Annotated in this window: 14 protein-coding genes and 1 pseudogene; all 15 read left to right on the forward strand. The window is 40.4% G+C overall.

Going from position 1 to position 24256, the window contains the following annotated elements; translation table 11 throughout:
* The first annotated feature begins 22 nt into the window (after nucleotides 1-22).
* The 15 genes and pseudogenes from A8709_RS08825 (at nucleotide 23) to A8709_RS08895 (ending at nucleotide 24235) form a co-directional block, all read left to right on the forward strand.
* Nucleotides 23-895, forward strand: a complete 873-nt coding sequence (locus tag A8709_RS08825) for a carbohydrate ABC transporter permease (protein ID WP_065851996.1) — start codon at nucleotides 23-25, stop codon at nucleotides 893-895.
* Nucleotides 895-1722: a carbohydrate ABC transporter permease gene (locus tag A8709_RS08830; protein WP_065851997.1), complete on the forward strand. Its 828-nt coding sequence runs from the start codon at nucleotides 895-897 to the stop codon at nucleotides 1720-1722. The genes A8709_RS08825 and A8709_RS08830 overlap by 1 nt, the downstream gene beginning before the upstream one ends.
* Nucleotides 1723-1802: 80 nt before the next feature.
* Nucleotides 1803-4550 (forward strand): family 78 glycoside hydrolase catalytic domain, encoded by a 2748-nt coding sequence (locus tag A8709_RS08835; RefSeq protein WP_065851998.1) that lies wholly within the window; start codon nucleotides 1803-1805, stop codon nucleotides 4548-4550.
* 141 nt (nucleotides 4551-4691) lie between these two features.
* Nucleotides 4692-6407 carry a sensor histidine kinase gene (locus A8709_RS08840; protein WP_065851999.1) on the forward strand — a complete coding sequence of 572 codons (1716 nt, stop codon included), beginning with the start codon at nucleotides 4692-4694 and terminating at the stop codon, nucleotides 6405-6407.
* A 15-nt stretch (nucleotides 6408-6422) separates the two neighbouring features.
* Nucleotides 6423-8066, forward strand: coding sequence for a response regulator (locus A8709_RS08845; protein ID WP_065852000.1), 1644 nt, complete (start codon nucleotides 6423-6425; stop codon nucleotides 8064-8066).
* 119 nt (nucleotides 8067-8185) lie between these two features.
* A complete protein-coding gene (locus A8709_RS08850) occupies nucleotides 8186-9910 on the forward strand; it encodes a type 2 periplasmic-binding domain-containing protein (RefSeq protein WP_065852001.1) in 1725 nt (574 codons plus the stop codon).
* Nucleotides 9911-9978: 68 nt separating this feature from the next.
* Entirely contained in the window at nucleotides 9979-10899 is a 921-nt protein-coding gene (locus tag A8709_RS08855; RefSeq protein WP_065852002.1) for an ABC transporter permease, read from the forward strand.
* A 322-nt stretch (nucleotides 10900-11221) separates the two neighbouring features.
* Nucleotides 11222-11839: a carbohydrate ABC transporter permease gene (locus A8709_RS08860; RefSeq protein ID WP_244163137.1), complete on the forward strand. Its 618-nt coding sequence runs from the start codon at nucleotides 11222-11224 to the stop codon at nucleotides 11837-11839.
* 153 nt (nucleotides 11840-11992) lie between these two features.
* The gene (locus A8709_RS08865) at nucleotides 11993-16666 is read left to right on the forward strand and encodes a LamG-like jellyroll fold domain-containing protein (RefSeq protein ID WP_167357038.1); all 4674 of its coding nucleotides are present in this window, start codon (nucleotides 11993-11995) and stop codon (nucleotides 16664-16666) included.
* A gap of 77 nt (nucleotides 16667-16743) precedes the next feature.
* Nucleotides 16744-18315: a glycoside hydrolase family 43 protein gene (locus tag A8709_RS08870; protein WP_084224767.1), complete on the forward strand. Its 1572-nt coding sequence runs from the start codon at nucleotides 16744-16746 to the stop codon at nucleotides 18313-18315.
* A gap of 391 nt (nucleotides 18316-18706) precedes the next feature.
* Nucleotides 18707-19087: pseudogene (locus A8709_RS08875) on the forward strand (sigma-70 family RNA polymerase sigma factor); the annotation flags it as partial.
* A 353-nt stretch (nucleotides 19088-19440) separates the two neighbouring features.
* Nucleotides 19441-19707 carry a hypothetical protein gene (locus A8709_RS08880; RefSeq protein WP_065852005.1) on the forward strand — a complete coding sequence of 89 codons (267 nt, stop codon included), beginning with the start codon at nucleotides 19441-19443 and terminating at the stop codon, nucleotides 19705-19707.
* A gap of 45 nt (nucleotides 19708-19752) precedes the next feature.
* On the forward strand, nucleotides 19753-21363 hold the full coding sequence (locus A8709_RS08885; protein ID WP_065852006.1) for a response regulator transcription factor: 1611 nt from the start codon (nucleotides 19753-19755) through the stop codon (nucleotides 21361-21363).
* 4 nt (nucleotides 21364-21367) lie between these two features.
* A complete protein-coding gene (locus A8709_RS08890) occupies nucleotides 21368-23188 on the forward strand; it encodes a sensor histidine kinase (RefSeq protein ID WP_065852007.1) in 1821 nt (606 codons plus the stop codon).
* 147 nt (nucleotides 23189-23335) lie between these two features.
* Entirely contained in the window at nucleotides 23336-24235 is a 900-nt protein-coding gene (locus A8709_RS08895; RefSeq protein ID WP_065852008.1) for a carbohydrate ABC transporter permease, read from the forward strand.
* Nucleotides 24236-24256 lie beyond the last annotated feature (21 nt).

A 24256-nucleotide genomic window follows, 5' to 3' on the forward strand; every position in this document is an offset into this window, starting at 1 on the left:
ATCAAGATAAGAGGAGATCCGGATGGAGAAACGTTGGGTACAGATGCTGTTTATATTGCCGGCCTTCGTGATATTTAGTGTGTTTATTGTTATTCCTATGTTGAGCAGCTTTTATTATAGTTTAACGGATTGGAATGGGTTAGATCCTGATGTTCATATCGTTGGATTCAAAAATTATAAGACGTTGCTTCATGACTCGGAAGTATGGATCAGCTTAAAGAACACGCTTTACTTTGCTATTTTAGTAACGATATTTCAAAATGTCATTTCGCTAGTTTTGGCGATGTTAGTAGATGGTACCAACTGGATCTTTAGATTTTTAAGAGTGCTATATCTAATTCCTGCTCTACTGAGTGCGTTGGCAATCGGTTACATTTGGAGTTATTTATATAATCCGATTTTTGGTATTATTAATACGGTTCTTACGGATATGGGATTAAGTAACTTGACACAGGATTGGTTAGGTGATCCCAAATGGTCGATGTTTAGTGTTGTATTTACAAATATATGGCAATGGACGGGGTTGTCTTTGGTTATTTATTTAGCTGGTTTACAAGCCATTCCCGCTGATATGTATGAGGCCGCTGATATCGATGGAGCTAGCAAATGGAAGAGATTTGTCCATATTACTTTCCCATTAATTGCACCATCTTTTACGATTAACATTCTTATCTCCATTATTGGAAGCTTTAAAGTGTTTGACATTATTTACGTTATGACAAAAGGTGGACCAGGTACAACTACCGAATCGCTTGCCATTCTTTTGTATAAAAAAGCATTTAATTTTAATGAAATGGGTTACGGAACTGCAATTGCTGTCGTTATGTTTCTTATTATACTTGTCATCTCTATCATTCAATTGACAATCCTTCGAAGACGGGAGGTAGAAGCATAATGATAGTAGCATGGGCAAGCAAAATGTTAGGACGATTTTTACTGTTAGTGTGGGGACTTATCGTTATTATCCCCCTTGCGATTCTTGTTACAGTTACAGTGAAATCGCCTCAAGATTTATTGGAAACGACACTCGGGTTACCTAAAGTACTCATGTGGAGTAATTTCTCAGATGCTTGGAAGGCAGCAAACCTTGGTTTGGCTTTTGGAAATAGTTTGTTGATTACAGGAGTATCCATTGCAGGTGTGGTGTTTGTAAGTTCCTTTGCAGCTTATCCGTTGTCAAGAGTAAAGTCTAGGTTAACGAATTCATTTTACATGTATTTTATTGCAGGTATCATGATTCCGTTTCAATTAAGTATGATTCCATTGTACAAATTATTGAAGTTCCTACACTTAATTAATACACATCAAGGTGTCATTATGATTTTTATTGCAATGACAATTCCACTCTCGATTTTCTTATACACAGGTTTCTTAAAAGGTGTGCCTAAAGAACTGGAAGATGCAGCACTAATAGATGGATGTGGTCCTTTTGGAACGTTTATTAGGATTATTTTCCCACTAATGAAACCTGTGACCTCGTCGGTTATTATTACGAACAGTCTTTCGATATGGAATGACTTTTTAGTTCCGCTTCTCTTTTTGCAAGCAAGAACAAGTCGTACAATTCCGATGGCTATTTTCACCTTCACGGGACAATACAATAATAATTGGAACATGATTTTTGCAGCGATCTTACTGGGAACATTACCGTTAATTATTACTTTTTTAATCTTACAGAAGCATTTTATTAAAGGTATTGTGGGTGGCGCAGTTAAGGGATAGCTCAAAAGGTCGATTCATGATCGGTTAAATGACGCGATAACTGCACATTTAATATATTGTTGAGAGGTAGGCATCCACAAATGAATATTACGAATATGTTAGTGCAATATTTGGAAAATCCTTTAGGGATTGATACAAAAAATCCGCTATTAAGCTATACGCTTGAGTCAGCGGAGCAGAATCAGTGTCAAACTGCGTATTATATGTTGGTATCTTCTACGAAAGAATTATTGCACAAAAACATTGGCGATATGTGGGATTCCGGGAAAGTAACTCATGAAAATAACTTTGCTATAGCGTATGGGGGAGCTCGACTTTTATCAAGGCAGGAACTGTTTTGGAAGGTTAAAGTTTGGGATAAGAACGATATGGAGTCAGAATGGAGCCAGACGGCTTCCTGGGAGATGGGGCTCTTAGAGCAGGAAGATTGGAAAGCACGCTGGATCGGACAAGGGGATACCGCTGACTGTAATAAATCTGCAGCTCCTCAAGTAGCAAGTGATTTTCTGGTATCTAATCCGAGCAGTGTAGCCAAAGCTCGAGCTTATGTGAGCGGACTGGGCTTATTTCAGGCGAGCATAAATGGCATCCAATTAGATGATACTTTTTTTAATCCAGGAGAGAGCGATTATTCTAAAACTATCTATTATGTCACATATGATATAACCCAGCAGTTGAAGAGCGGCACGAATGCGTTCGGGATCATAATTGGAAATGGGCAGTATGTTAATTTTAGAATTAACCCTACGATGATGTTGGATGAAATAACGGAGTCTCCTGAACATCGCTACCAAAAAAATGATTCTAAATACGTAAGACAAGGACTTTACGGTGAGAAGAAAGTCCTCGCTCAAATCGAAGTTACCTATGAGGATGGAAGCGTAGAAATTGTTGCTGCAACAGATCAGGCTTGGCAATTAACGGACAGTCCGATCACCTTTAACAACTGGTACGGTGGAGAAGATTACGATGCGAGAGCGGAGATACGTGACTGGGACAAGCCTCTTGCAGATCGCACTAACTGGCAGCGGCCCGTCATTATGGAACCACCGATGGGAAATTTGAAAGCGAGAGAGTTTAAGGCCGTTCGAATCATAGAGAAATTACCTGCGGCTTCCGTCACAAGACTAGCGAATGGGAATTTACTTGTGGATATGGGTATAAATATCGCGGGATTCCCTGAAATCGTACTTAAAGGTATGACAGAGACGGATAGAGGAACAGTCATTGAGATGTATCCAGCGGAGATATTGAATGAGGAGAAATCGTCTGTCGATCAGTCCTCTTGTACACAAAGCTGGAGCAAGAAATATCATTGCAGCATCAAGAACAGTTACACGGTAAAAGGAGATGGAGATGAAAGATGGCATCCTTCATTTTGCTATCAGGGATTCCGGTATGTCGAAGTTTCCGGTTTTATATGGGAAGCAACTGTTGATCATTTTAATTGCTGTATCTTACGAGTTGCGAATGAGAAAACGGGGATGTTTGAAACCTCGGATCCAGTATTGAATCAAATTGATGAGATTACCAATCGTGCTATTGAAAGCAATATGTTTTTCTCATTTACGGATTGTCCACAAATTGAAAAAATAGGTTGGTTAGAAACCACTCACTTGATGTTTCGGTCCATATCAGCGGGATACGACATCCGTTCATGGATCCCCAAAATTGTTCAAGATATGATCGATGCGCAGACGAACGATACAGATATCGAGAATGGGGATACCGAAGGGCTCGGATATATGCCTGCCATTGCACCAGAATATTTTCGTATCGACGGTTTAAATCGTGATCCGAACTGGGGCGGAGCCTGCATCTTGACACCTTGGGAATATTATCAGATGTATGGGGACAGTTCCATATTACAAAAGGCATACTCAACGATGAACGGTTATATCTCATATTTAGAAAATCAAACCCAAAATGGTCTGTTAGCGGGCTACGCCCAAATGGGCGACTGGGGACAGTTACATGAAAATACCCCAGTAACACTGGTGGAAAATTGTGCTTACTATTACCTCTTGAGCACGATGGCTAAGATTGCAACATTGACAGGGCATTTTACAGATGAAACGAAATTCTCCCAAAAGGCTGAAGAAGTAAAGGGGCAATTTCATCTGAATGCGGTGTGCTACCAACCCGAAAACCGGACGTATGGAAACGGCAGCCAAGCAAGCTATGGATGTGTTCTATTCAGCGGTATTGTTTTAGAAGAAAATCATAAGCTTGCGGTTAATCGACTTGTAGAAGCCGTCCAAATCCGTGATTATCACCTTTCGTCAGGCGAAGTAGGTTTAAAACAAGTGTTTGCTTCGCTCGGGCAGTATGGGAAAAACGATGTTGTGTATAAAATGGTCATGAATGATACCCAGCCAAGCTATAAATTCTTTGTTGATAATCATTTAACAACATTGCCAGAATACTGGAACTATGAGGAGTTATGGATGGGGATGGAAAGATCCAGAAATCATGCCATGATGGGGCATGTGAAAGAATGGCTTACATCCTATGTATTAGGAATACGTATGGCAGCACCGGGGTATCGCAGAATCATTATCGAACCAACATTAACCCAGACAATTAACAAGGTAAAGGGTTGCGTAGTGAGCCAGTACGGTAAGATAAGTGCCGAGTATGACCGAAATGGTGAGGAAATCGTTTTAGAAGTAAAGATACCAATTGGAGCTACCGCAGATATTGGATTACCAAATATAGGTTCTGGGAAGTTAACTACGAATTGCACCAAATATATTACTCGAAAAATTGGGCAAACGTATTGGATTCACGCTGTGGGATCAGGGAGTTACACATTTTCATTGAAGTAAAAATAATAGAGAAGAAGAAATGCCTGTGTTCATTCCAAACAGGCATTTTTAATTGTATTCATATTCCTTAGTTAATGGAAACGCCTACAAAGTGCTTAGGTGTGATTAATTGTTCTTGTGAGAGGGAAGGACTGATTCTACATGATTTTTGCAAGGCTTGTTTCCATATTTCTCGCTGTCTTGTTTCCGCTTCTCGCCATAGGATACAGTGTTTATAATTGGGGGTTGCAAGCGGTCAAGAACGAAATTACCTCATCTTATCAAGCGCAAGTAGATTTTTATCGGGAAAATTTAGAACAAGAATTACAACGGATTAGACTGTTGCAATTCAATATGTTAAACGATTCAACTGTCAATATACTTGAGGTTGCAAACACACAACTAACTAATTATGAACAAGACATGGATTTAATCCATGTGCAAGAGCGGGTAGAATCCATTAAATATAGCAGCAGGTATATCAGTCATGTTACAGTGCTAATGCCTGCATTAAATAAAAGTGTGAGCGATCTGAACATTCATGAGATGAGGCCATCAGATAACACGCTTATTCATTCGGTTATGACCAATCCTAAAGATCAGATACACGAGATTGATGGTAGTTTGTGGTTATTAGTATCCTCTTTTCAGGACGTAGCAAAGGACAGTTCATCAAGATTTACAATCATTGGTGTCGAGTTATCTAAGGACTACTTGCAGCAGATGCTGCAAGAGCTTCAAATACAGCAAGGGAGCAATGCCTATCTCTTCAGCTGGAATCCACCCTTTTCCATAGTTGCAGATCAAGCCCACACGCAAGCTGATCAGATTGCCGCTATTCTTCAGTCCCACCCCTTAAAGAATTCCCCAGAAGGCTACGAATCTTTTTCCGTTGATAAAGAACCGTACGTCATGACCTATGCGTCCAGTAGCCAGCAGGGTCTGACCTTGGTGAAATCGGTTAAAACCAGCCAAATGTATAAGAAAATCAACCACTATCGTAATATGTTCGTGATCTATTCGATTACGGCCTTGTTTGTCATAAGTATTTTCACTTTACTACTGTACAGACTTATTCATAAGCCGTTAAAGAAACTAGTTAAGGCATTCCGCCAAGTTGAAAATGGCAATATGGAAGTCGAAATAAAGCATCATAGCAAAGATGAATTTCGCCATATATTCACCCGATTTAACGCCATGATCAGTAACCTTAGAGATTTAATCGATCAAGTGTATAAGCAGAATCTTTTGATTAAACAGGCTGAGTTGAAACAGTTGCAAACACAAATCAACCCGCATTTTTTATATAACAGCTTCTTTGTTCTTCATCGATGGATTAGGTATGGATTTATCGAGGAAGCGGAATTGTTCTCGAGACATTTAGGAAACTACTTTCAATTCGTGACACGCAGTTCGGCGGAAGAGATTCAATTAGAGCGAGAAGTTGAGCATGCCCGAACGTATACTGAAATCCAGTCTATGCGTTTCTCTCGAAGAATTCAAGTGCGGTTTGAAGAGCTTCCGAGCGGACTTGGCAACATTCTAGTACCCAGACTTATTCTGCAACCCATTATCGAGAACGCCTTTGAACATGGACTGGAAGATAAACGGCAAAACGGGTTGTTGGTTGTTCATTTTCTAAGTGAATCGAACCGATTGCACATGATATTCGAAGACAATGGGGACCAATTGGCCGATACTAAACTAGTAGTTATGAAGAGAGAGTTAATTGATTCGGAGACAATTACTGAAATTACCGGACTTACTAACATTCACAAAAGGTTGCAGATCCGATTCGGCGAGCATAGTGGAATAAGTCATGAACGCAGCGAGCTTGGGGGATTAAAGGTTACATTAACCATCCCAATTGAGACGTAGTGAGGGGGAATACATATGTACAAACTGTTGATTGTTGATGATGAAGAAATGATAGCAAGTATGCTTACTGACACGTTTCGAGAGATGATGGTTGGAGAAATTGAAGTATATAAGGCTTATTCCGTAGAAGAAGCGCAAGATTGGTTGGATCAGGTCAGAATGGACGTGGTTCTTTCAGACATCAAGATGCCTGGCGCTTCAGGATTAGAATTAATGGAACAAATTAAAGCGAATTGGCCATCATGTCGGATTATATTTCTCACAGGATATAAAGAATTTGATTATGTATATACCGCCATTCAGCATGAGGGAATTCGATTTTTACTGAAAACGGTGGATGATGAACAAATTGTTGAGACCGTGCGTGAAGTATTAAAAGAAATCAAGGATAGTCATCACAAGTTGAATTTGTTGGAGCAGGCCAAAACACAGGTGGAGAGCGCGCGGCCTTTGCTTCAGAATGAATTTTTACAAGGTTTCATTCATGGCCTTCAAGAAGTATCAGAAGATACGGACCTGTATTTGGAGAATCTTGAAATTCCACTTCGAATCGAAAATCCTACACTAATGGTCATCGGTCGAATTGATCCGTTGCCTCCTGGTAAAGTTACGGCTATCAGAAACGAACATATTTTTGCTGTTCGGGCTATACCCGAATCCAATTTCCCACAATTACTTACCTATTTCGGTTTTATTCTGGAACAATCGACGATAGTTTGGTTGTTTCAGGCGAATGCACGTATGGACAAGTCGGAATTGAAGAAGCAGGTCACATTAATTACCGGATCTTTGGAATATTCGCAGGCCGTTGTAAGAAATTCCATTGGGATTACCGTTTCTTTTGCCTTGCAAGGGAACTTTTTTCGATTTGAAGAAATTGCCGATGTGTACAGGTCATTAAAGCAAATATTAAATAACCGATTCGGTTTAGGCATTGAAATGATATTATCCGATCAGCCGCTTTACCTAACAGATAACAAACAATCCACAGTAAATAAAACCGTATTAAAGCAGTTAGCGAAATTCAAGATTCTCGAGGAACATCTGGAACTTCATAGGCAACAAGAATTTGTTGAGATATTTCAACCACTGGTGGATTGTTTGAGGGGTGCGGAGAGCCGTGATGATTTAATTGCATTGGAGATCTATTATCGTTCGGCGTCTTTACTTGCCGATTATATGAATCGTTTCGATCTCACTCAACAAATGGAACTAACCATTGACCTTCATCGATTATTTCGCTCGGATGAACATTCCGCTTGGGATGCAGCTGTAGATTATCTGTTGCGATTCGCAGATACATTGTTCTCTATTCAGACACAACAGATTAATAGTAATACGGAAAATACCATTACACGCTTAAAGTTGTATATCGAAACGCACCTGCACGAGGATTTGTCGTTGACCAGATTGGCTAATCTACTCTATCTGAATTCGACTTATCTATCAAAGCTCTTTAAACAAGTGACAGATCAGAATTTATCTGAATACATAACGGAAAAGAAAATTGATAAAGCCAAGGAACTTTTGCAAGGCAGCTCAAAAAAAATTAATGAAATTTCATTGCAAGTAGGATATGATTCGCAGCAATCGTTTACCCGATTTTTCAAAAAAACGGTCGGGCAATCCCCGAATGAATTCAGAGGATCGCTTTTATAAAGTATTCAATACATATAACAAGTTGAGAAATGTTAAAAAAGTTAAAACGTGCAAAAAGAAATGATTGCGTTTTCATTGTATGCTTAATTATGTAAAAAAAAATAAAGAAGGGTGATCACATGAAACGTAAACGATTAAATCAGTACATGATTGTTACATGTTGTCTAATGCTTTCCGTATTGAGCGCATGCAGCAGTAGCACATCATCAGAGAATTCCGCTTCGCCGTCAGCATCTTCGAAGGCGGAAAATACTACAACACCATCGAAACCCACAGCTATCGATCCATTAGGCAAGTACAGTACGCCAATTACGATTACGGCAGTTAGACGCACCGTACAAGGCCAAAAGTATGCAGATGGTCAATCCATGGACAACAATTCATGGATCAACTATTACAAAGACATGGGGGTTAATGTCAAATATTCTTGGTCAGTGGATGCCACGCAATTCGAGAATAAAATGAACGTGGCCGTTAGTACATCGGATCTTCCGGATCTAATGCCGCAAATCACAGGTTCTCAGGCTAGCAAATTGATCAAAGGCGATCAACTCATGGACATGAAACCGTACCTGGATAAGTACCTTTCTCCATTGGCAAAACAAATTTTGTATAGCGACGGTGGCTCTATCATGAACGCTACCGTGACTTCAGACGGCAAACAATATTTATTGCCCTTGACGGCTGCTGACATGAGGGCAGATATTAAATCATTGTGGATTCGTAAAGATTGGTTGGATAAGCTCAACCTACAGGTGCCGAAAACGACGCAAGATTTCGAAAATATCGCCAAAGCATTCACAGAAGGTGATCCGGATGGAGACGGTAAAGCAGATACATACGGGTTCGGCATTGCCGGCAAGAACAATCTGATTCTGGACTGGGGCGGCACTGACGGAGTATTTGAAATGTTCCATGCCCAACCCGGACCATGGTGGGATGAGTCCTTGTTCTATGAGAAGGACAGCTCAGGTAAAATCGATTGGTCTGGCAACAAGCCAGGTGTGAAACAAGCGTTGAGCTTGCTTCAGGATATGTATAAAAAAGGGTATTTGGCAAAAGACTTTGGCACCGCTGATTTACCGCAAGATTTTGCTGCAGGTAAAGTAGGCATGTACATTGGTCGTTGGTGGCAAGCCGGATGGCCGCTGCCAGATCTGAAAAAGAAGGATCCGAAATCCGACTGGATCGTAGTTGGCATGCCTTCGAGTGATGCACAACCAACAAAGCCTTATGGATACCGTCCAGGCAACGTTTACACCGCCGTGTCGAAGAATAGTAAAAATCCGGAAGCCATTGTAAAAATGATCAACTGGTATGTGGAGAAAGTATATGGTCCAAATGCGGATTTCCAGCATTTCAACAATAGCGATATTACCAACAATATGGGTGATACTGCGTTGGCTGCGCCGTTCCAGGTAATCGATCCTTATCAACAAGCGAAAGATTATGCGGCAGTTTCAGCAGCGGTAAAAAGCAAGGATCCTTCGAAGCTGAATCCATCGCAAAAACCACATTATGACGAAATTCAAAAGTATCAACAGGATCCAACTTATGTAGTAGGGTGGACAGATTGGATGAATTACAGCGGTGTTGATGGAACACCAGGTAAATATCATTTTGAGACTGTTCAGGAAAGTAACATATTGAAGAATGCCTTCTTTAATGTTCCAGATGACTTAATGGTTTCGAAAGTACCTGCTTATAAGAAAATGGCTGAGGAAATTATGACAAAAATCATTTATAACCAGGCGCCAGTGGATGATTGGGATAAAACAGTGAATAGCTGGAACCAGTTAGGTGGAGCCGAGATTCTTCAGGATGTCCAAAAGTATGTGAAGTAAGGGTTTTAAAAACAGGAAGTTGTAAATTTCGATGCAACTTCCTGTTTTAAATTGAAAGAGGTGGATTCATGAAGTGGCGTTCGCAGATGAAAAAAGAGTTTTCCCTATATGCCATGATTTTGATGCCAGCTTTAGTTGTGCTTGTCTTCGGTTATATCCCAATGCTCGGAATCGTGATGGCGTTTGAAGATTTCGTGCCAACCAGCCACGGATTCATCTATTCTCTTATCCATTCCAAGTTTGTAGGGCTTGATGTATTTCGTACAATATGGATATCTCCAGACGCAAAGAGTGTTATTGCCAACACGTTTTTCATTGCAGGTATGAAAATTATCGTTAAACTCGCTGTCCCGCTTGTTTTTGCGCTTCTATTGAACGAGGTCTCAAAGGGGTGGTTCAGAAAATTGGGAACGACAATCACCTACTTGCCTTTTTTTCTTTCTTGGGTAGTAGTGGGAGGCGTCCTGCTTGACTTTTTCTCGCCGCAAGATGGTGCATTCAATCATTTATTGGCCATGTTCGGTCTTCCGCATGACACATTTTTCTTTGGCACGGCGACGCAGTTCCCATTTGCCATCGTCATTTCGGACTTATGGAAAGAAGTTGGTTTTAATACAATCATTTTCCTGGCTGCTCTAACATCGGTAGACCTCACCATGTATGAAGCAGCCATGATTGATGGAGCGGGAAGATGGAAACAAACCATTTATTTAACGATTCCCACCATTACGCCCATGATTATTTTGGTCGGGATTCTAAGCCTAGGGAACATATTGAATGCGGGGCAAGATCAGATTCTGAATTTATATAGCCCAGGGGTTTATTCATCGGGAGATATTATTGATACCTATGCTTTCAGGCAAGGCATACAGCAAGGCGAATTTAGTATTGCAACAGCGGTTGGCTTATTTAAATCAGTCGTCTCATTCTTAATGATATCTACATCCTATTGGCTGGCAAATAAATTTACCGATTATCGTGTTTTCTAAGACCGAATCGACCGATTGCGAGGAAGAGTAGATGAGTTATCCAAACGGATTCCACAGTTTTGAGAACAAATCTGTTAGTCGAAAGCTTTTTGTGATCTGCAATTATTTCCTGTTGAGTTTAGGTATATTTGTTAGTTTTATTCCCTTATGGAACATATTTTGCATGTCCTTTAGTTCCAATAGCTATGTTTCGGCTGGAGAAGTTTTTCTGTGGCCCAAAGGTTTTACCATTCAACCCTACAGTTATATATTAAACAATCCCAATTTTTATCGGGCTTTATGGGTGTCCGTTGAAAGATCGGCACTTGGCATCCTAATCATGATGGCATTTACTATTCTTGCCGCATACCCCTTGTCTAGGGAAAGGAAAGATTTCAGAAGCCGAACTTTTTTTATCTGGTACTTTATCTTTACGATGTTGTTCAGCGGCGGGTTAATTCCGTGGTTTATGGTTGTGAAATGGGCAGGCATGTACAACAATCTGGGCTCGTTGGTGATCGTTCCGTCTGTTCAAGTATTTAATGTGCTAATCCTAATGAACTTTATTCGAAATCTCCCGAAGGAGATTGAGGAATCAGTCTTTATGGATGGCGCTGGCCATTTCCGGGCACTTGTCAGCATACATCTGCCGTTATGCAAGCCTGCTTTGGCTACACTAGTTCTGTTTTCTTTTGTATTTCATTGGAACAACTGGTTTGACGGATTTCTGTTCATGAGCCGGAGTGAGAACTATCCACTGCAAACATATCTCTATACGGTGCTCACTACGCCGGATACTTCAAATATGACAGCGGATCAACTGAGGTTATTCACGAATTTGAGTGCAAGATCGATTAAAGCAGCAGAAATATTTGTAAGCACGCTGCCCATTTTCATCATTTATCCATTCCTACAGAAGTCTTTTACAAAGGGAATGGTGCTTGGAAGCGTCAAATCGTAGCAAGGATTTCCTATCGCGCGAAATATCTATAAAAAGGAGCTGAATTAATTGATGATGAAACGATTTAAGGTTTTGAGCTTTTTCCTAAGCATCTTGATTTTATTACCAATGTTTTATGTGGCAGGCCCTGCAACCCACGCAAAAGCTGCAACAATGAGAAAAGTAGTGGACAGCAACCATCCGTTATTGGTATTGCAATTGAAAATCGGTCCGAACGTTAGCGTCAATGATCCTGATTTTGCACGGGATAATAATGCACATTGGTCGATTAAAAGAGCTTGGGCGTCGATCCCTGACGATATCAAACCTTATGTTGTTTTTGTTTTACACCCGGGACATGTGTCCCCAGTCACCACAGCGCAATCCCGAAAATGGATGGAAGATAATTTGGCAGAAGGCGTAGACGAGAACATTCCAATGATGATTCTGTATGGCGAGCAGCCAACTAGCGGTGCCGACGGGAATGCCTGGATCGAAAGCCTTTATCAAAATTACCCGAATATGATCGGTACAGCGGTTTCAGAATTGACGAACACTGTTAACAGCGTTCCTGCGCTATTGGCCCTTGCCAGCACGTATGGCGGATACCATATCCAATCTAATCAGGAACAGAACGATGTTTTTGAAAGTAAAATGGAGAACACCTCGTACTATAACTCGGTTAAACAAAATAGTGCTAATTTTATCTTTGCTCCCAAGACTGTCCATAATAACTTTCAATACAACAGTTCCGAAGCTTTGGGATCCTGGCTTGCCGGAGTAGCAGGCAATTGGGGAGCCTATTGGGATATTTTCGAATATTTCCAATCTGTCGGATCTCCTTTCGCCGAAGGACCTCCTGCATTTTTTAGTGCGCCAGAGAACCTTTGGGCAATGAACATGCTGGATACCTATATGCAAGGCGCAACTGTCTTTTGTCCGGAAAATGACATTTTTCCGACCATTCACGGGGATTTAACGCCAGTCTTCTATAATTCCATTCTCCCTGCCTTTCGGTATGTCATCCAACACCCCATCTCCAAATCTACGGTCATGAGCAAAATTAAGGTCGCTTACTCGGCATCCGAAGGAACCATGACCTCACTTCCGGATGCGGAAGGGACGAGAGTATCAGCATTTGACGGTTTGTATGCCAGCCAGCCTGACCCATTGGCCAGAAATACCTTGTACTTTCAGCCAAGAACAACTGGGAGATATTACGTCGTACCGCAAATCCCGATGCTAGCGGATCCATCGGTTGCGGCGCAATTTCCAAATGTATTGACTAAAAGTTCTTATACAAGTAATTTTAAAACCCGAAACGATAAATTGAATTACTTTAATAATTTGTATCCGCAGACTTATTCGGGCGATGCATTTGCGCAAAATGTGGGCAACCAATGGCTGGTCTACAATAGCAGTTATGCAGCGAATTTTAATCAGGATGCCTTCATACCATTAAGCGCCGGCAGCAATTTTAGCGAAATTGATTTACCTGAAATGCCGTTCGGAACGTTGGCGATGATTGATGATGGAGCAAATACCCTGAGTGTTATCTTAAATAACTACAAGACAGATCATACGCAGGATGGTTTATACCTTGGAGGGGCAACTGGGGCCGAGTTCCAGAACGCTTTCGATGAATATTCCCATAATTATAATCCTCAGGATGCAGGGCTTAAGACCACTACGATGAGAGTGACGTCATTAGTCAAGCCGTCACTGACCATATCAGGCTTTGACAAGCATTATAATTACTCGGAAAATTGGAATCCAGCAACTCACGTGTATACCCTTACCGTTAATCACAACGGAGCTGTGAATATCCGGCTTGATAAGTCCGATAATGATGCAAGTGTTTGGACGAGAGCCGATGATGCAAGCAGTAGCGTCATATATAGCGGAACGTGGAGTCACACGACCGGCTCGACCTACTCTAGCTCAGCCACCGCTGGTTCCTCCGTCAGCCTTGATTTTTTCGGAACATCAATTGAATGGATTGGCAACTTTGGGCCGAACGAAGGAACGGCGGATGTTTATATCGATAATGTATTGTGGGCCCCAGACTTGAGTACAATCAGCCCTACCGCGAGATTGGGTCAGGTCATTTTTAAGAAGACAGGATTAACAAACGCAAGCCATACCATTAAAGTGGTGAACAAAAGTGGTACGATCGGAATGGACCGCTTCTCTTATATACCGGCGCAAATTCAAGGACTTTCTGACATAACCTACAATGATTTTAGCTATGCAACAGCTGCTGCGGATCAAGGGTTGTTCAGTGGAACCGACAACTGGACCATAGCTAACGGAAATATGAAGCTTCTACCGCTTACAGGACCGTTCAATGGACCGATAACGGTCTATTATACCAATGCAAGTTATCAAGACTTTACCTATTCGGTGGATGTGAATTCAACGAAAGGAGATTCGGCTGCTATCCTGTTCCGCAGTGATCCGATAAACACGACAATACTCAACGGTTACAGTTTGGTGCTCGACCCCTTGCAGCTGAATAAAAATAATGATGCAACCAATGAAACAGTAAAGCTTTATAAAAATAATACACTAATCGGGAAATATGCACTTCCGCTATCAACAAACACCTGGTATACAGTGAAAATCGTTGCTACTGGCAGCACCATTCAGTGTTATATCAATGGCAGCTTGTATATAACCGCCACAGATTCATCCTATACGTCTGGTAAAGTGGCTGTTTCCACCGTTTCAGCATCGCAAATGGGCGGGGAGGTACTGGTCGACAATGTCTCCGTCTCAACAGGAGGAAATGTCGCCTATTCAACTACTTTCAGCAATTGGAGCCAAGCATCCGGATGGAAGACGGACGGTTCCATTACTTTGCCCAACTGGCCTGTTAAAACCAGCTTCAATTATCCGTACCAATGGACGACAAGCAATGGCACATGGTCGGTAGTCAATGACAATACCATTCTGACAACCGGCGTGAATGGCGTATATTCAGGGGTAGCCAATGCCAATCAGACCAGTATGGCATATGCCGGATCTGGAACCTGGAGCGATTTTATTTACAACGGACAGTTAAAATTTAAGACAGGAACTCATTATGACGCAGGCCTTGCTTTCCGAGTGCAGGATAACAATAATTACTTCTTGTTCTCGATGAATGGTAACGATAATAAAGTCTATTTAACGAAGGTAATTGGAGGTGTAAGCACCATACTGGCCTCGGCCAATTATGCCATAACGCCGAATAAATGGTACTCGGTTGGGGTGCAAGCTGTAGGACAATTCTTAACCGTTTCGGTGAATGGCCAGTCTGTTTTATCCTCGCAGAGCAGCGCGTTTACCCAAGGTAAGGTGGGATTCAGCGCAAACAATGGGACATCAGCGTTGTTTGACGATGCCTGGATCGCCCAGCCTCACGTTGATACGCCGTCACAGACGCCGGTCAGTTCCATAGCCGTAACGGGAGCTGGTGGAGCGACGACGATAATAACGAATAACGCTGCACTTCAAATGACTGCTGCTGTTCAACCAAGCGCAGCGGAACGCAAAGATGTGACCTGGTATGTTTATGAATCGGATGGAGTAACACCGACGACTAAGGCTACTATCGACGCAACAGGCGTGTTGAATGCTTTACAGAACGGCACGGTAAAAGTAACAGCAGTGGCTAATGATAGATCCTATGTATTGGGAAGTGTAGCCATCACCATTTCCGGTCAAACGTCTAATGCGGGGATAGCGGGGGTAGAGCCTATTTATGTAGACAACGAGAAAGATCATGTTGATTTGCCAAGTCAGGTTAAGGTGACGTTTACGAATGGCAGTACAGGAAACGCAAATGTCGTTTGGGATGCCGTAAGTACAGCCCAGTCCGGCACGGCAGTTACTCCTTTTATTGATGGTCAGACTCGGGGCAAATATATCGTAGGCGGAACCGTAACTGGAACAAGCTTGAGAGCCTACGCTCATGTGACGGTTGTTCCCAAAATAACCGGTGGCATTGCCATTTCTGCCAGCGTTCCTTATGGAACGAAGTATAACTACCCGTTATACATGGATCGCATTACGTTTGATGCGGGCGGAGGCACTACGTATAAGAAACAAAGCAATGTGTTATGGAATTCATATGTCGATACCTCTCAGATGGCACCTGGTAGTATGACAACCGTATATGGCACCATACAAGGTTATCCGTACCAACAAGCTTCCGTTGTCATCACGATCCAAGGCACCGGTACCAACGATGTGTCAGCTTGGTATAAATTCGACGAGTCGAGCGGCACAACGGCTTCGGATTCCTCCGGCAATGGGAAAAACGCGACGTTGAGCGGCACACCATCATTCATCGCGGGGAAGAGCGGCAACGCAGTCAATTTGAACGGAAGCACCGATTATGCGAGCTTGCCGACGGGAATAGTCAGTAATCTCAATGATTTTACCATTGCGGCGTGGGTAAAGCCTAACAGCGTTAGCAAATGGAGTAGGGTTTTCGACTTCGGCACAGGTACGAGTAAATATATGTTTCTGACCGTGAACGCTGGCTCTGCGCCTAGGTTTGCCATCACGACGAGCGGCAGCAGTGCCGAGCAACAGCTAAATGCTCCATCTGCCTTGCCAACAGGCACTTGGACACATCTTGCCATTACATGGTCCGGAAACACGGGAACACTATACGTCAACGGTGTCGCTGTCGCAACCAACACCAATATGACCTTTAAACCTTCTGACTTGGGAGCGACGAATCAGAATTATTTCGGAAAATCACAGTATAATGATCCGTATCTGAACGGACTTGTAGATCAATTCAAAATCTATAACAGGGCTTTGAGCGCTTCAGAAGTTAGTACGCTTGCAAGCTAGTAAATGAGTTTGTAGAATTGAGGAGTCATTTAACCTCCTCAATTCTTTTTTAATATCTTATGAAATGGGGAATCTAGATGCATGGAGCAGAGGCATTGTCAAAGGCTGGTTTATGGGGGGATCAAGGGAATGGTACTTATATCAATCCTATTCTGCCAGGAGATTATAGTGATCCTGATGTTATTGGTGTTGGTAGTGATTATTACTGCATTTCCTCTACCTTTCATTTATCGCCAGGGATGATTGTTATGCATTCCAAAGACCTTGTGAATTGGGCAAGTATCGGGCATGTTGTGGATGATATTACTCAGATTAGCCCTAAGCTGAATTATGATCGTATGAACCACCACGGCAGGGGGATTTGGGCAGGGGCAATTCGTTTCCACAATGGTAAGTTTTGGGTGTATTTCTGTACACCCGATGAGGTTTTTTTTATGAGTAGGGCATCTAATCCAGAAGGTCCATGGGAACCTTTACATCACATATGGGAAGTAGCTGGATGGGATGATTGTTGCCCATTCTGGGATGATGATGGACAAGGTTACTTAGTTGCCACTCATTTCGAAGATAACTATAAGATGCACCTATTTAAAATGAGTAACGATGGCAAAAATCTTCTGATGGACAGCGATGTGATCTTTCATCAATATAAAGGCAGTGAAGCGAGTAAACTTTATAAAATAGACGGGCTTTATTACTTTTTCCATAGTGAAGTTAGGGTGGAATCAGGTAATGAGGTGAGGGTTGTAATGATGCTGCGGGCTTCTAGCCTATATGGTCCCTATGAAGAAAAGGAGATTCTGCATACGCATGGAGTGGAAATGGATCGGGAGCCCAATCAAGGGGGATTGGTTCAAGCTCCAACAGGCGAATGGTTGTTTATTACCCACCACGGATCTTGCGGTTATTCGGAAGGAAGAACCTTGAGTTTATTACCGGTAAATTGGGTAGATGGTTGGCCTATTATTGGAGAAGACGTAGATGGAGATGGCATTGGGGAAATGGTTTGGGGGGGAACTAAACCGATTACAGGATACCCGATTGTACATCCTAATCAAAGTGATGACTTTAATCAACCGAAGCTGGAACATCACTGGGAGTGGAGCCATCAGCCAAGATCAAATAAATGGTCATTAACGGAAAGACCAGGCTTTTTGAGATTACATGCTTGTATTCCTCTTGAGATTGGGGATTTTTTTACGGTGTGTAATGTACTGACTCAAAGAGGAATGAAAACCGCTAATAGTCAAGTCATTGTCAAAATTGATATATCCGGCATGGAGGACGGACAGGAAGCTGGTATTTGCCATATGGGCACCCAATATTGCACGTTAGGAGTTATCCAAGAAGGGAACGTAAAGCGACTTAAATATAATGATACAGGAGAATTTACATTTGGACCATCAATAAAGGATTCTATCTTATGGTTAAAGTCTACTTGGAATCTTACTGGATGGAATAACTATTCGTATAGCTTGAATGGCGAGGATTTTCAAAATTTTGGCGGACAATATAAGCTGAATTGGGGTTTTTATAGAGGAGATAGAGTAGGCGTATATTGCTATAATGAAAGAATGGAAACAGGTTATATGGATGTAGATTGGTTTCAATATCATTATGCGGATAACCAAGAGTTGCAACAGTTATAAATAAAGTGATCGGTTGAAAAACGCTATTAAAACTAAAAAAACTTTTAAAAAAGCTAATAGACTGTTGATAAACTTAAATGTTAAGATTTTAATTGTCGGTTATCCTAAAGAAATTTAAGATCGTCCGCTTTAGTTTTTCAAGAGTCTTTTATTCATGTATACCAGACACTGTACTCCGTCCATTCTGCCGATTGTGTTTAAACAAGTCGGTAAAATGTACTGGAACAATGTTTTGAGCTTAACTAGGTATTAAATGAGCGAAAAATTCTAAGAGAATATCAGCAAAAATTTCCTGCTACATTTACATGAAATAATAATTTAATGAAGAAAGAGCTGCCGAGTAGCAGTTCTTTCTTCTGTTTGACGGCTTTATGTGAATTGATTTACGTTGCTTCGTGTTCACAACCTCAAAAAATTCGACAATACCGGAGAAGATTTGGAAGATTTGATCTCCATCGGAACGATTGGCCTGATCAAAGCTATCGAATCTTTTTCGCCGAATAAGGGCACGAAGCTAGCGACGTTTGCAGCACGTTGCATTGAGAACGAAATCTTGATGCATCTGCGCTCCTTGAAGAAAACACGGAAAGACGTATCTCTGCATGACCCGATTGGAACGGACAAAGAGGGGAACGAGATTACGCTCATCGACATCCTCGGCAGCGAGGCGGACGATGTGGTGGATGCGGTACAGTTAAAGATCGAGAAGTCGAAGATATATAAAAATTTAGAGATTTTGGACGACCGCGAGAAGGAAGTTGTTGTCGGTCGTGGGCGTCTAATCTAGACGAATAAAAAACAAGTCGGTATTTCCTTAGCGAAGGAATATCGACTTTTTTGAGTTGATAAGAAAACTTTCGGTTTCAATTACTATTAATTTAGGCATTAATTACGGAGATTCTATGCAGTGTAATGCTTCTGTATAATTAGTTAAAATGTAATAGATAATAGATTTATCTTTAATATGAATATATTAAATATTCATGGATTCTATATGTACTGTTTAATGAATGTCATATTTTCAATTATTAATTTCTGGAGAGGTTAGGATGAGAAAGATGAGATCTTTAAAAAGGTTTATTTCTTCTGTTTGCGTTGTAACCGTATTGCTATCGAGTAGTTTAAATGAATCAGGCAAAGGATGTTTCTTCAAGTCTCACTGATTATAATACACCGGCGCATCAAGAAGTTGTTCTACAAGCGGCTAGGGAATCAGTAGTCTTGCTGAAGAACAATGACGGAGCGCTACCGCTTTCCAAAAATAAGAAAGCAGCGATTGCAGGTGTTTATGCCGATTTGCGGATGAAAGCTCAGTTGAGGTATCAGTCTGCAAATGAGAAGGTAGATGAAAGATGGAAATTTAATTGTATCTTCCATATAGTTGATTTATGATGATGGCATAGCTTTTATTATACTCATCATCAGGAGGAGTTCATCGTGTATAAAGTATTGATCGTCGACGATGATATATTAATATGGAAACACATGATATCTGTATTGAATTGGGAATCCCTCGGATTTGAATTAGTTGGTGAGGCAAATAATGGTGCTGAGGCACTGTTGTTTTTGAATGAGATGAAGATTGATCTGGTCATAACGGACATTTCTATGCCGATTATGGACGGGGTAGAATTAATTAAATTAGGTAAAAGTAAATACCCTCAAATCGAATTCTTGGTACTTAGTAATTATAATGAATTTATTAGTGTGAAAAGTGCCATGAAGTATGGTGCATTAGATTATTTAATGAAATACGAAATGGATAAGGAATGTTTGGAGGCTGCTTTAGCTGCTGCCAAAACAACAATAGAAGAACAGAAAATGAATCGATCTCAGAATAGATTAGTTACGCTTGATACGAAATGGAGGGAACAGCTTGTACAACAATTTTGGAAAAGTATAGTTGTACAGCCACAAAATAAAGAAGCTTTGCAACTAGAAGCATTGAATTTGGAGATTGAACTTTCCAATGGTCTATACGTACTCTTAATGGTAGGCATTGAGGCTGATAACCGGGAAGATGTCAAATGGAATGGAAATGTTCAGCACATATGTGACATGGTTAAACGAGTAGCGGAGTTATGTAAATATAGTTATACATTTGCTCTCAGTGAGACAAGTTTATTAATCGTACTTAAATATAGAGAGAAAAGCAGTTTATTTATCAAAAATACGACCTATGAAATTGCTAGAAACCTAAAAAGAGAAGTAAGTGATTTCATGAACCAACCATTGACCATGGCAATAAGTGAAGCCATCTACAAGTTAGATGATTTTCCCGTCCAATTTGAGAAATTAGTAAATGGCATTCGTGGGAAATTTTATTGGAATATTGGAAAAATTATGGATGTTTCCTTTTTTAATGGATTCAACCAAAGCTTTAATCGACAACTGATGTACGATTTAGAGAAAAGGTTTGCAGATTACTTACAAAAGTCTGAAGCTCCTGATGCGATGGAAGTAATAGAAACCATATTTCAAGAAATCAACAAACAGAAGTATGAACCTGAGCTCGTTTACGATTACTTCACAGAAATGATCATATCGATTAGAGCTATTTTCGAGAAAAAGGGCCTTTCATTTTCAGAAAACGATGGAATCTCCTTCTTGTCTGGTAAAGATTTAAGAAATTTCCCTGATTTGGAGTCTCTTCAAGTAGGGTTCTCCCGTTTCGTGCAAACTTTGCAAAAAGTAATACGTAATTCCTCCACACCAGGCAATCGAAAAGATATCAAGAGTGTGATCAAGCTCGTCAAAGAGAATTATAAGAATAACATGACATTGGATTACGTGGCGGATTACGTTGGGATGAGTAAAAATTATTTCTGCACGGTGTTTAAAGACCAAACAGGATGTGGCTTTGTCGAATATTTAAACAAGATCCGTATTGAAAATGCTGAACATCTCATTGTGAATACGGAGAAAAGTATGAATGAGATTGCTGAAGAAGTTGGCATGACGTATGGGAATTTCTGTAAGGTATTTAAAGAGATGAAGGGTGTAAAGCCAAATCAATTGCGAAAATATATTGTGAATAGCGAAGGGTGATCGCATGCGTAGTAAATTCCTCGATAAGATTTTTACGACACCTAGTGCCATCTATCAGTCGATTAACATGAGCTTGAAATATAAATTGATTATGTATTTTATGCTCTTATCAGCGATTCCTATCATTATTACGATTATTATTGTTTATAATATGACTGCTGTAACATTTGAAAAGCGAGCCGTTCAAAGTTCGACAGACAAGATTGTGGACAAAATCAGTTATTTTGATAATTATATCAGAGAGATTAATAGTATCTTATCCGAGGAGACGTATTCGGCAGATACATTAAACTATTTGAGGCTTCTAAACTCTAATGATGCTTCCATTGAAGATCATTCAGAGATCTTAGATCGTATGGCTGCGCAGTTAGATTATATCATCAGTTTTAAAAGCAATCTCGTAAACTCGATCATGATTCTGCCTGCGGATCATAACAAATACCCCATCTCAAGGGGCAAATACAACTACATAACAGCATTTAGCGGTGACTATCGGGATTCACCTATGTATAAACAAACGATTGGCATTAAAGGTCATGAAGTATGGGATTTTTCTGTAAATGAGAATTCAAACAACTATTTTGCAACCGCTTCCTCGGTCTTAATTAATCAATCTGAGAATCAAGTGCTTGGCATTGCTGTTATTTTTCTAAATGTAGATATGATAAAGGAAATTTTTGATAATGCAAATTCTTCAAACGGTGGCGTATATGTTGTCATGGATCAGAAAAATCAAATTATATATGATTCAGATAATTCCCAAATCGGACAACGCTATTCGGACACGGCACTCCTTAATCGAATAGGAAACCTTTCTAGTGGAAGTTTTAAAGCTGATCTGGGTGGCGTGAAAAATGTAGTTACTGTCTACACATCAGCCAACAGTGGTTGGAAAATTATTAATGCTGTTCCCTATAAAAATATTGTAAAAGATGTGAATCAGATAGCAAAAATCACTTTATGGGTGGCAAGTCTATGTCTTTTAGTTGTTTTTCTTATTGCCATAAAGATTTATTTTAGCTTATATAATCCAATCAAGAAACTTAGCAGCTCAATGAATAAATTGGGTAAAACGAATTTAAATATCCAAGTACAGACGAATCGAACAGATGAAATTGGATTGCTTACAAATCGTTTTAATTACATGACGGATCGAATTACCATGCTTATTGATGATGTTGAGAAAGAGCAAATCCAGAAAAAAGAGAATGAGATCAAGGCACTGCAATCTCAAATCACACCTCATTTTATATATAACACGCTAAATGCCGTGAAGGCTGTAGTCCTTATGGGGCGCAATGATAACGCGAATGAGATGATTACGGATTTGATTAGTTTACTAAAGGCCGCAGCTAAAAACACGAGCGAATTTATCGAGCTGGAAGAGGAGTTAGATTACGTTAAAAGTTATATTTCAATTATGCAGTATAGATATGATAAGCAGTTTATCGTTTCGTATAACGTCGACTACAGTCTGCTTGACTCTAAGGTGCTGAAGTTTATTCTGCAACCCGTAGTTGAAAACTGTATGATACATGCATTTGAAAAGCTGGATTCAAATAATCAGATTGCACTTCAGGTTTATGGCAACAAAGATTATATCGAGATTGAGATTCAAGACAATGGTGTTGGCATGAGTCCGGAGCAAATTGAGGGATATATGGAAAATAACAAGCAAAATTCAGAGAATAAATTTAGCCGAATTGGTCTGAAAAATATTGATGAAAGGATTAAATTGAATTGCGGCGAGCAGTTCGGTATTACTTTGCATAGTAACCTTGGCGAAGGAACGATCGTCCGAATTAAATTGCCGTTACTTAAATAAACGCTTAGAGCAAAGGCGTCACTTTATGTGAGGTCTTTTTTTGTATCGTAATATTGGTTATAAAGTCATAATATTGTTTATATTTCATGCTGAAGATGATTGGTAATATGAATGTACAAGATAAATGTGCTGGAAGGAGAGCAATGAATGATTACTACTAGAAAAAAAGGAAGCGCTCGCTTTAATGATAAGCTTACACCGTATTTATTTGTAGCTCCACAACTTATCGGTTATATCGTCTTCATGATAATCCCAATTACCTTTTCGCTTTACTTGTGCTTCCACAGCTGGAATTTCACCTCAGCAGCACAATTCACGGGTTTCGATAATTTTAACTTTGTATTTCATGATTCCATATTTCTGAAAACAATCGGCAACACTTTCTTGATTGCAGCGCTAGTCACGCCTTTGACAATCGTTGTTGCACTCATACTAGCCTTATTATGCAGTGCACCCATGAAAGGATTAAGTTTCTACAAAAGTGCTTTCTTTCTTCCAATGGTCACATCTTCTGTATCCATAGCCATGGTGTTTTATTGGATTTACGCTCCTGACGTAGGCTTAATGCAATTTTTACTGAATGGCTTAAGCATGAGCAATCCCCATTGGTTTACAGATAGCTTGTGGGCAAGACTCGCTTTAACCATCATGTGCTCATGGCTTCAAATCGGTTATTATTTTATTATTTTTCTAGCAGGTATCAAATCGATTTCACCAAGCTACTACGAAGCGGCAAGCATCGATGGAGCTAACTCTTTTCAAAAGTTTTGGTATATTACCCGCTCAATGCTTTCACCGGTTATATTTTTCTCTTTCGTCACATTAATGATTTACTCATTTAATATGTTTAACGAGCCTTATATATTAACGAAGGGAGGTCCCGACTTCTCCACGTATACACTCAGTATGTATATTTACCAATATGCTTTTCAAAGTTTTAAACTAGGACCTGCCTCTGTGGCTAGTTGGGTACTGTTTATACTAATCGGAATAGTGACCTTAATTCAATTCAGCTTTCAAAGGAAGATGGTAAATTATGATACTTAAGAAAACAAGGGCAATTAGCAA

The organism is Paenibacillus pectinilyticus, assembly GCF_001700435.1.
Taxonomy (GTDB): domain Bacteria; phylum Bacillota; class Bacilli; order Paenibacillales; family NBRC-103111; genus Paenibacillus_E; species Paenibacillus_E pectinilyticus.

What these genes read in the sequence shown, in the direction of transcription:
- A8709_RS08865 (WP_167357038.1), top strand. Translation starts at nt 11,993, where the DNA reads ATGAGAAAAGTAGTGGACAGCAACCATCCGTTATTGGTATTGCAATTG.
- A8709_RS08860 (WP_244163137.1), top strand. Translation starts at nt 11,222, where the DNA reads ATGGCATTTACTATTCTTGCCGCATACCCCTTGTCTAGGGAAAGGAAA.
- A8709_RS08855 (WP_065852002.1), top strand. Translation starts at nt 9,979, where the DNA reads ATGAAGTGGCGTTCGCAGATGAAAAAAGAGTTTTCCCTATATGCCATG.
- A8709_RS08890 (WP_065852007.1), top strand. Translation starts at nt 21,368, where the DNA reads ATGCGTAGTAAATTCCTCGATAAGATTTTTACGACACCTAGTGCCATC.
- A8709_RS08850 (WP_065852001.1), top strand. Translation starts at nt 8,186, where the DNA reads ATGAAACGTAAACGATTAAATCAGTACATGATTGTTACATGTTGTCTA.
- A8709_RS08830 (WP_065851997.1), top strand. Translation starts at nt 895, where the DNA reads ATGATAGTAGCATGGGCAAGCAAAATGTTAGGACGATTTTTACTGTTA.
- A8709_RS08895 (WP_065852008.1), top strand. Translation starts at nt 23,336, where the DNA reads ATGATTACTACTAGAAAAAAAGGAAGCGCTCGCTTTAATGATAAGCTT.
- A8709_RS08825 (WP_065851996.1), top strand. Translation starts at nt 23, where the DNA reads ATGGAGAAACGTTGGGTACAGATGCTGTTTATATTGCCGGCCTTCGTG.
- A8709_RS08880 (WP_065852005.1), top strand. Translation starts at nt 19,441, where the DNA reads ATGAATCAGGCAAAGGATGTTTCTTCAAGTCTCACTGATTATAATACA.
- A8709_RS08870 (WP_084224767.1), top strand. Translation starts at nt 16,744, where the DNA reads ATGCATGGAGCAGAGGCATTGTCAAAGGCTGGTTTATGGGGGGATCAA.
- A8709_RS08845 (WP_065852000.1), top strand. Translation starts at nt 6,423, where the DNA reads ATGTACAAACTGTTGATTGTTGATGATGAAGAAATGATAGCAAGTATG.
- A8709_RS08835 (WP_065851998.1), top strand. Translation starts at nt 1,803, where the DNA reads ATGAATATTACGAATATGTTAGTGCAATATTTGGAAAATCCTTTAGGG.
- A8709_RS08840 (WP_065851999.1), top strand. Translation starts at nt 4,692, where the DNA reads ATGATTTTTGCAAGGCTTGTTTCCATATTTCTCGCTGTCTTGTTTCCG.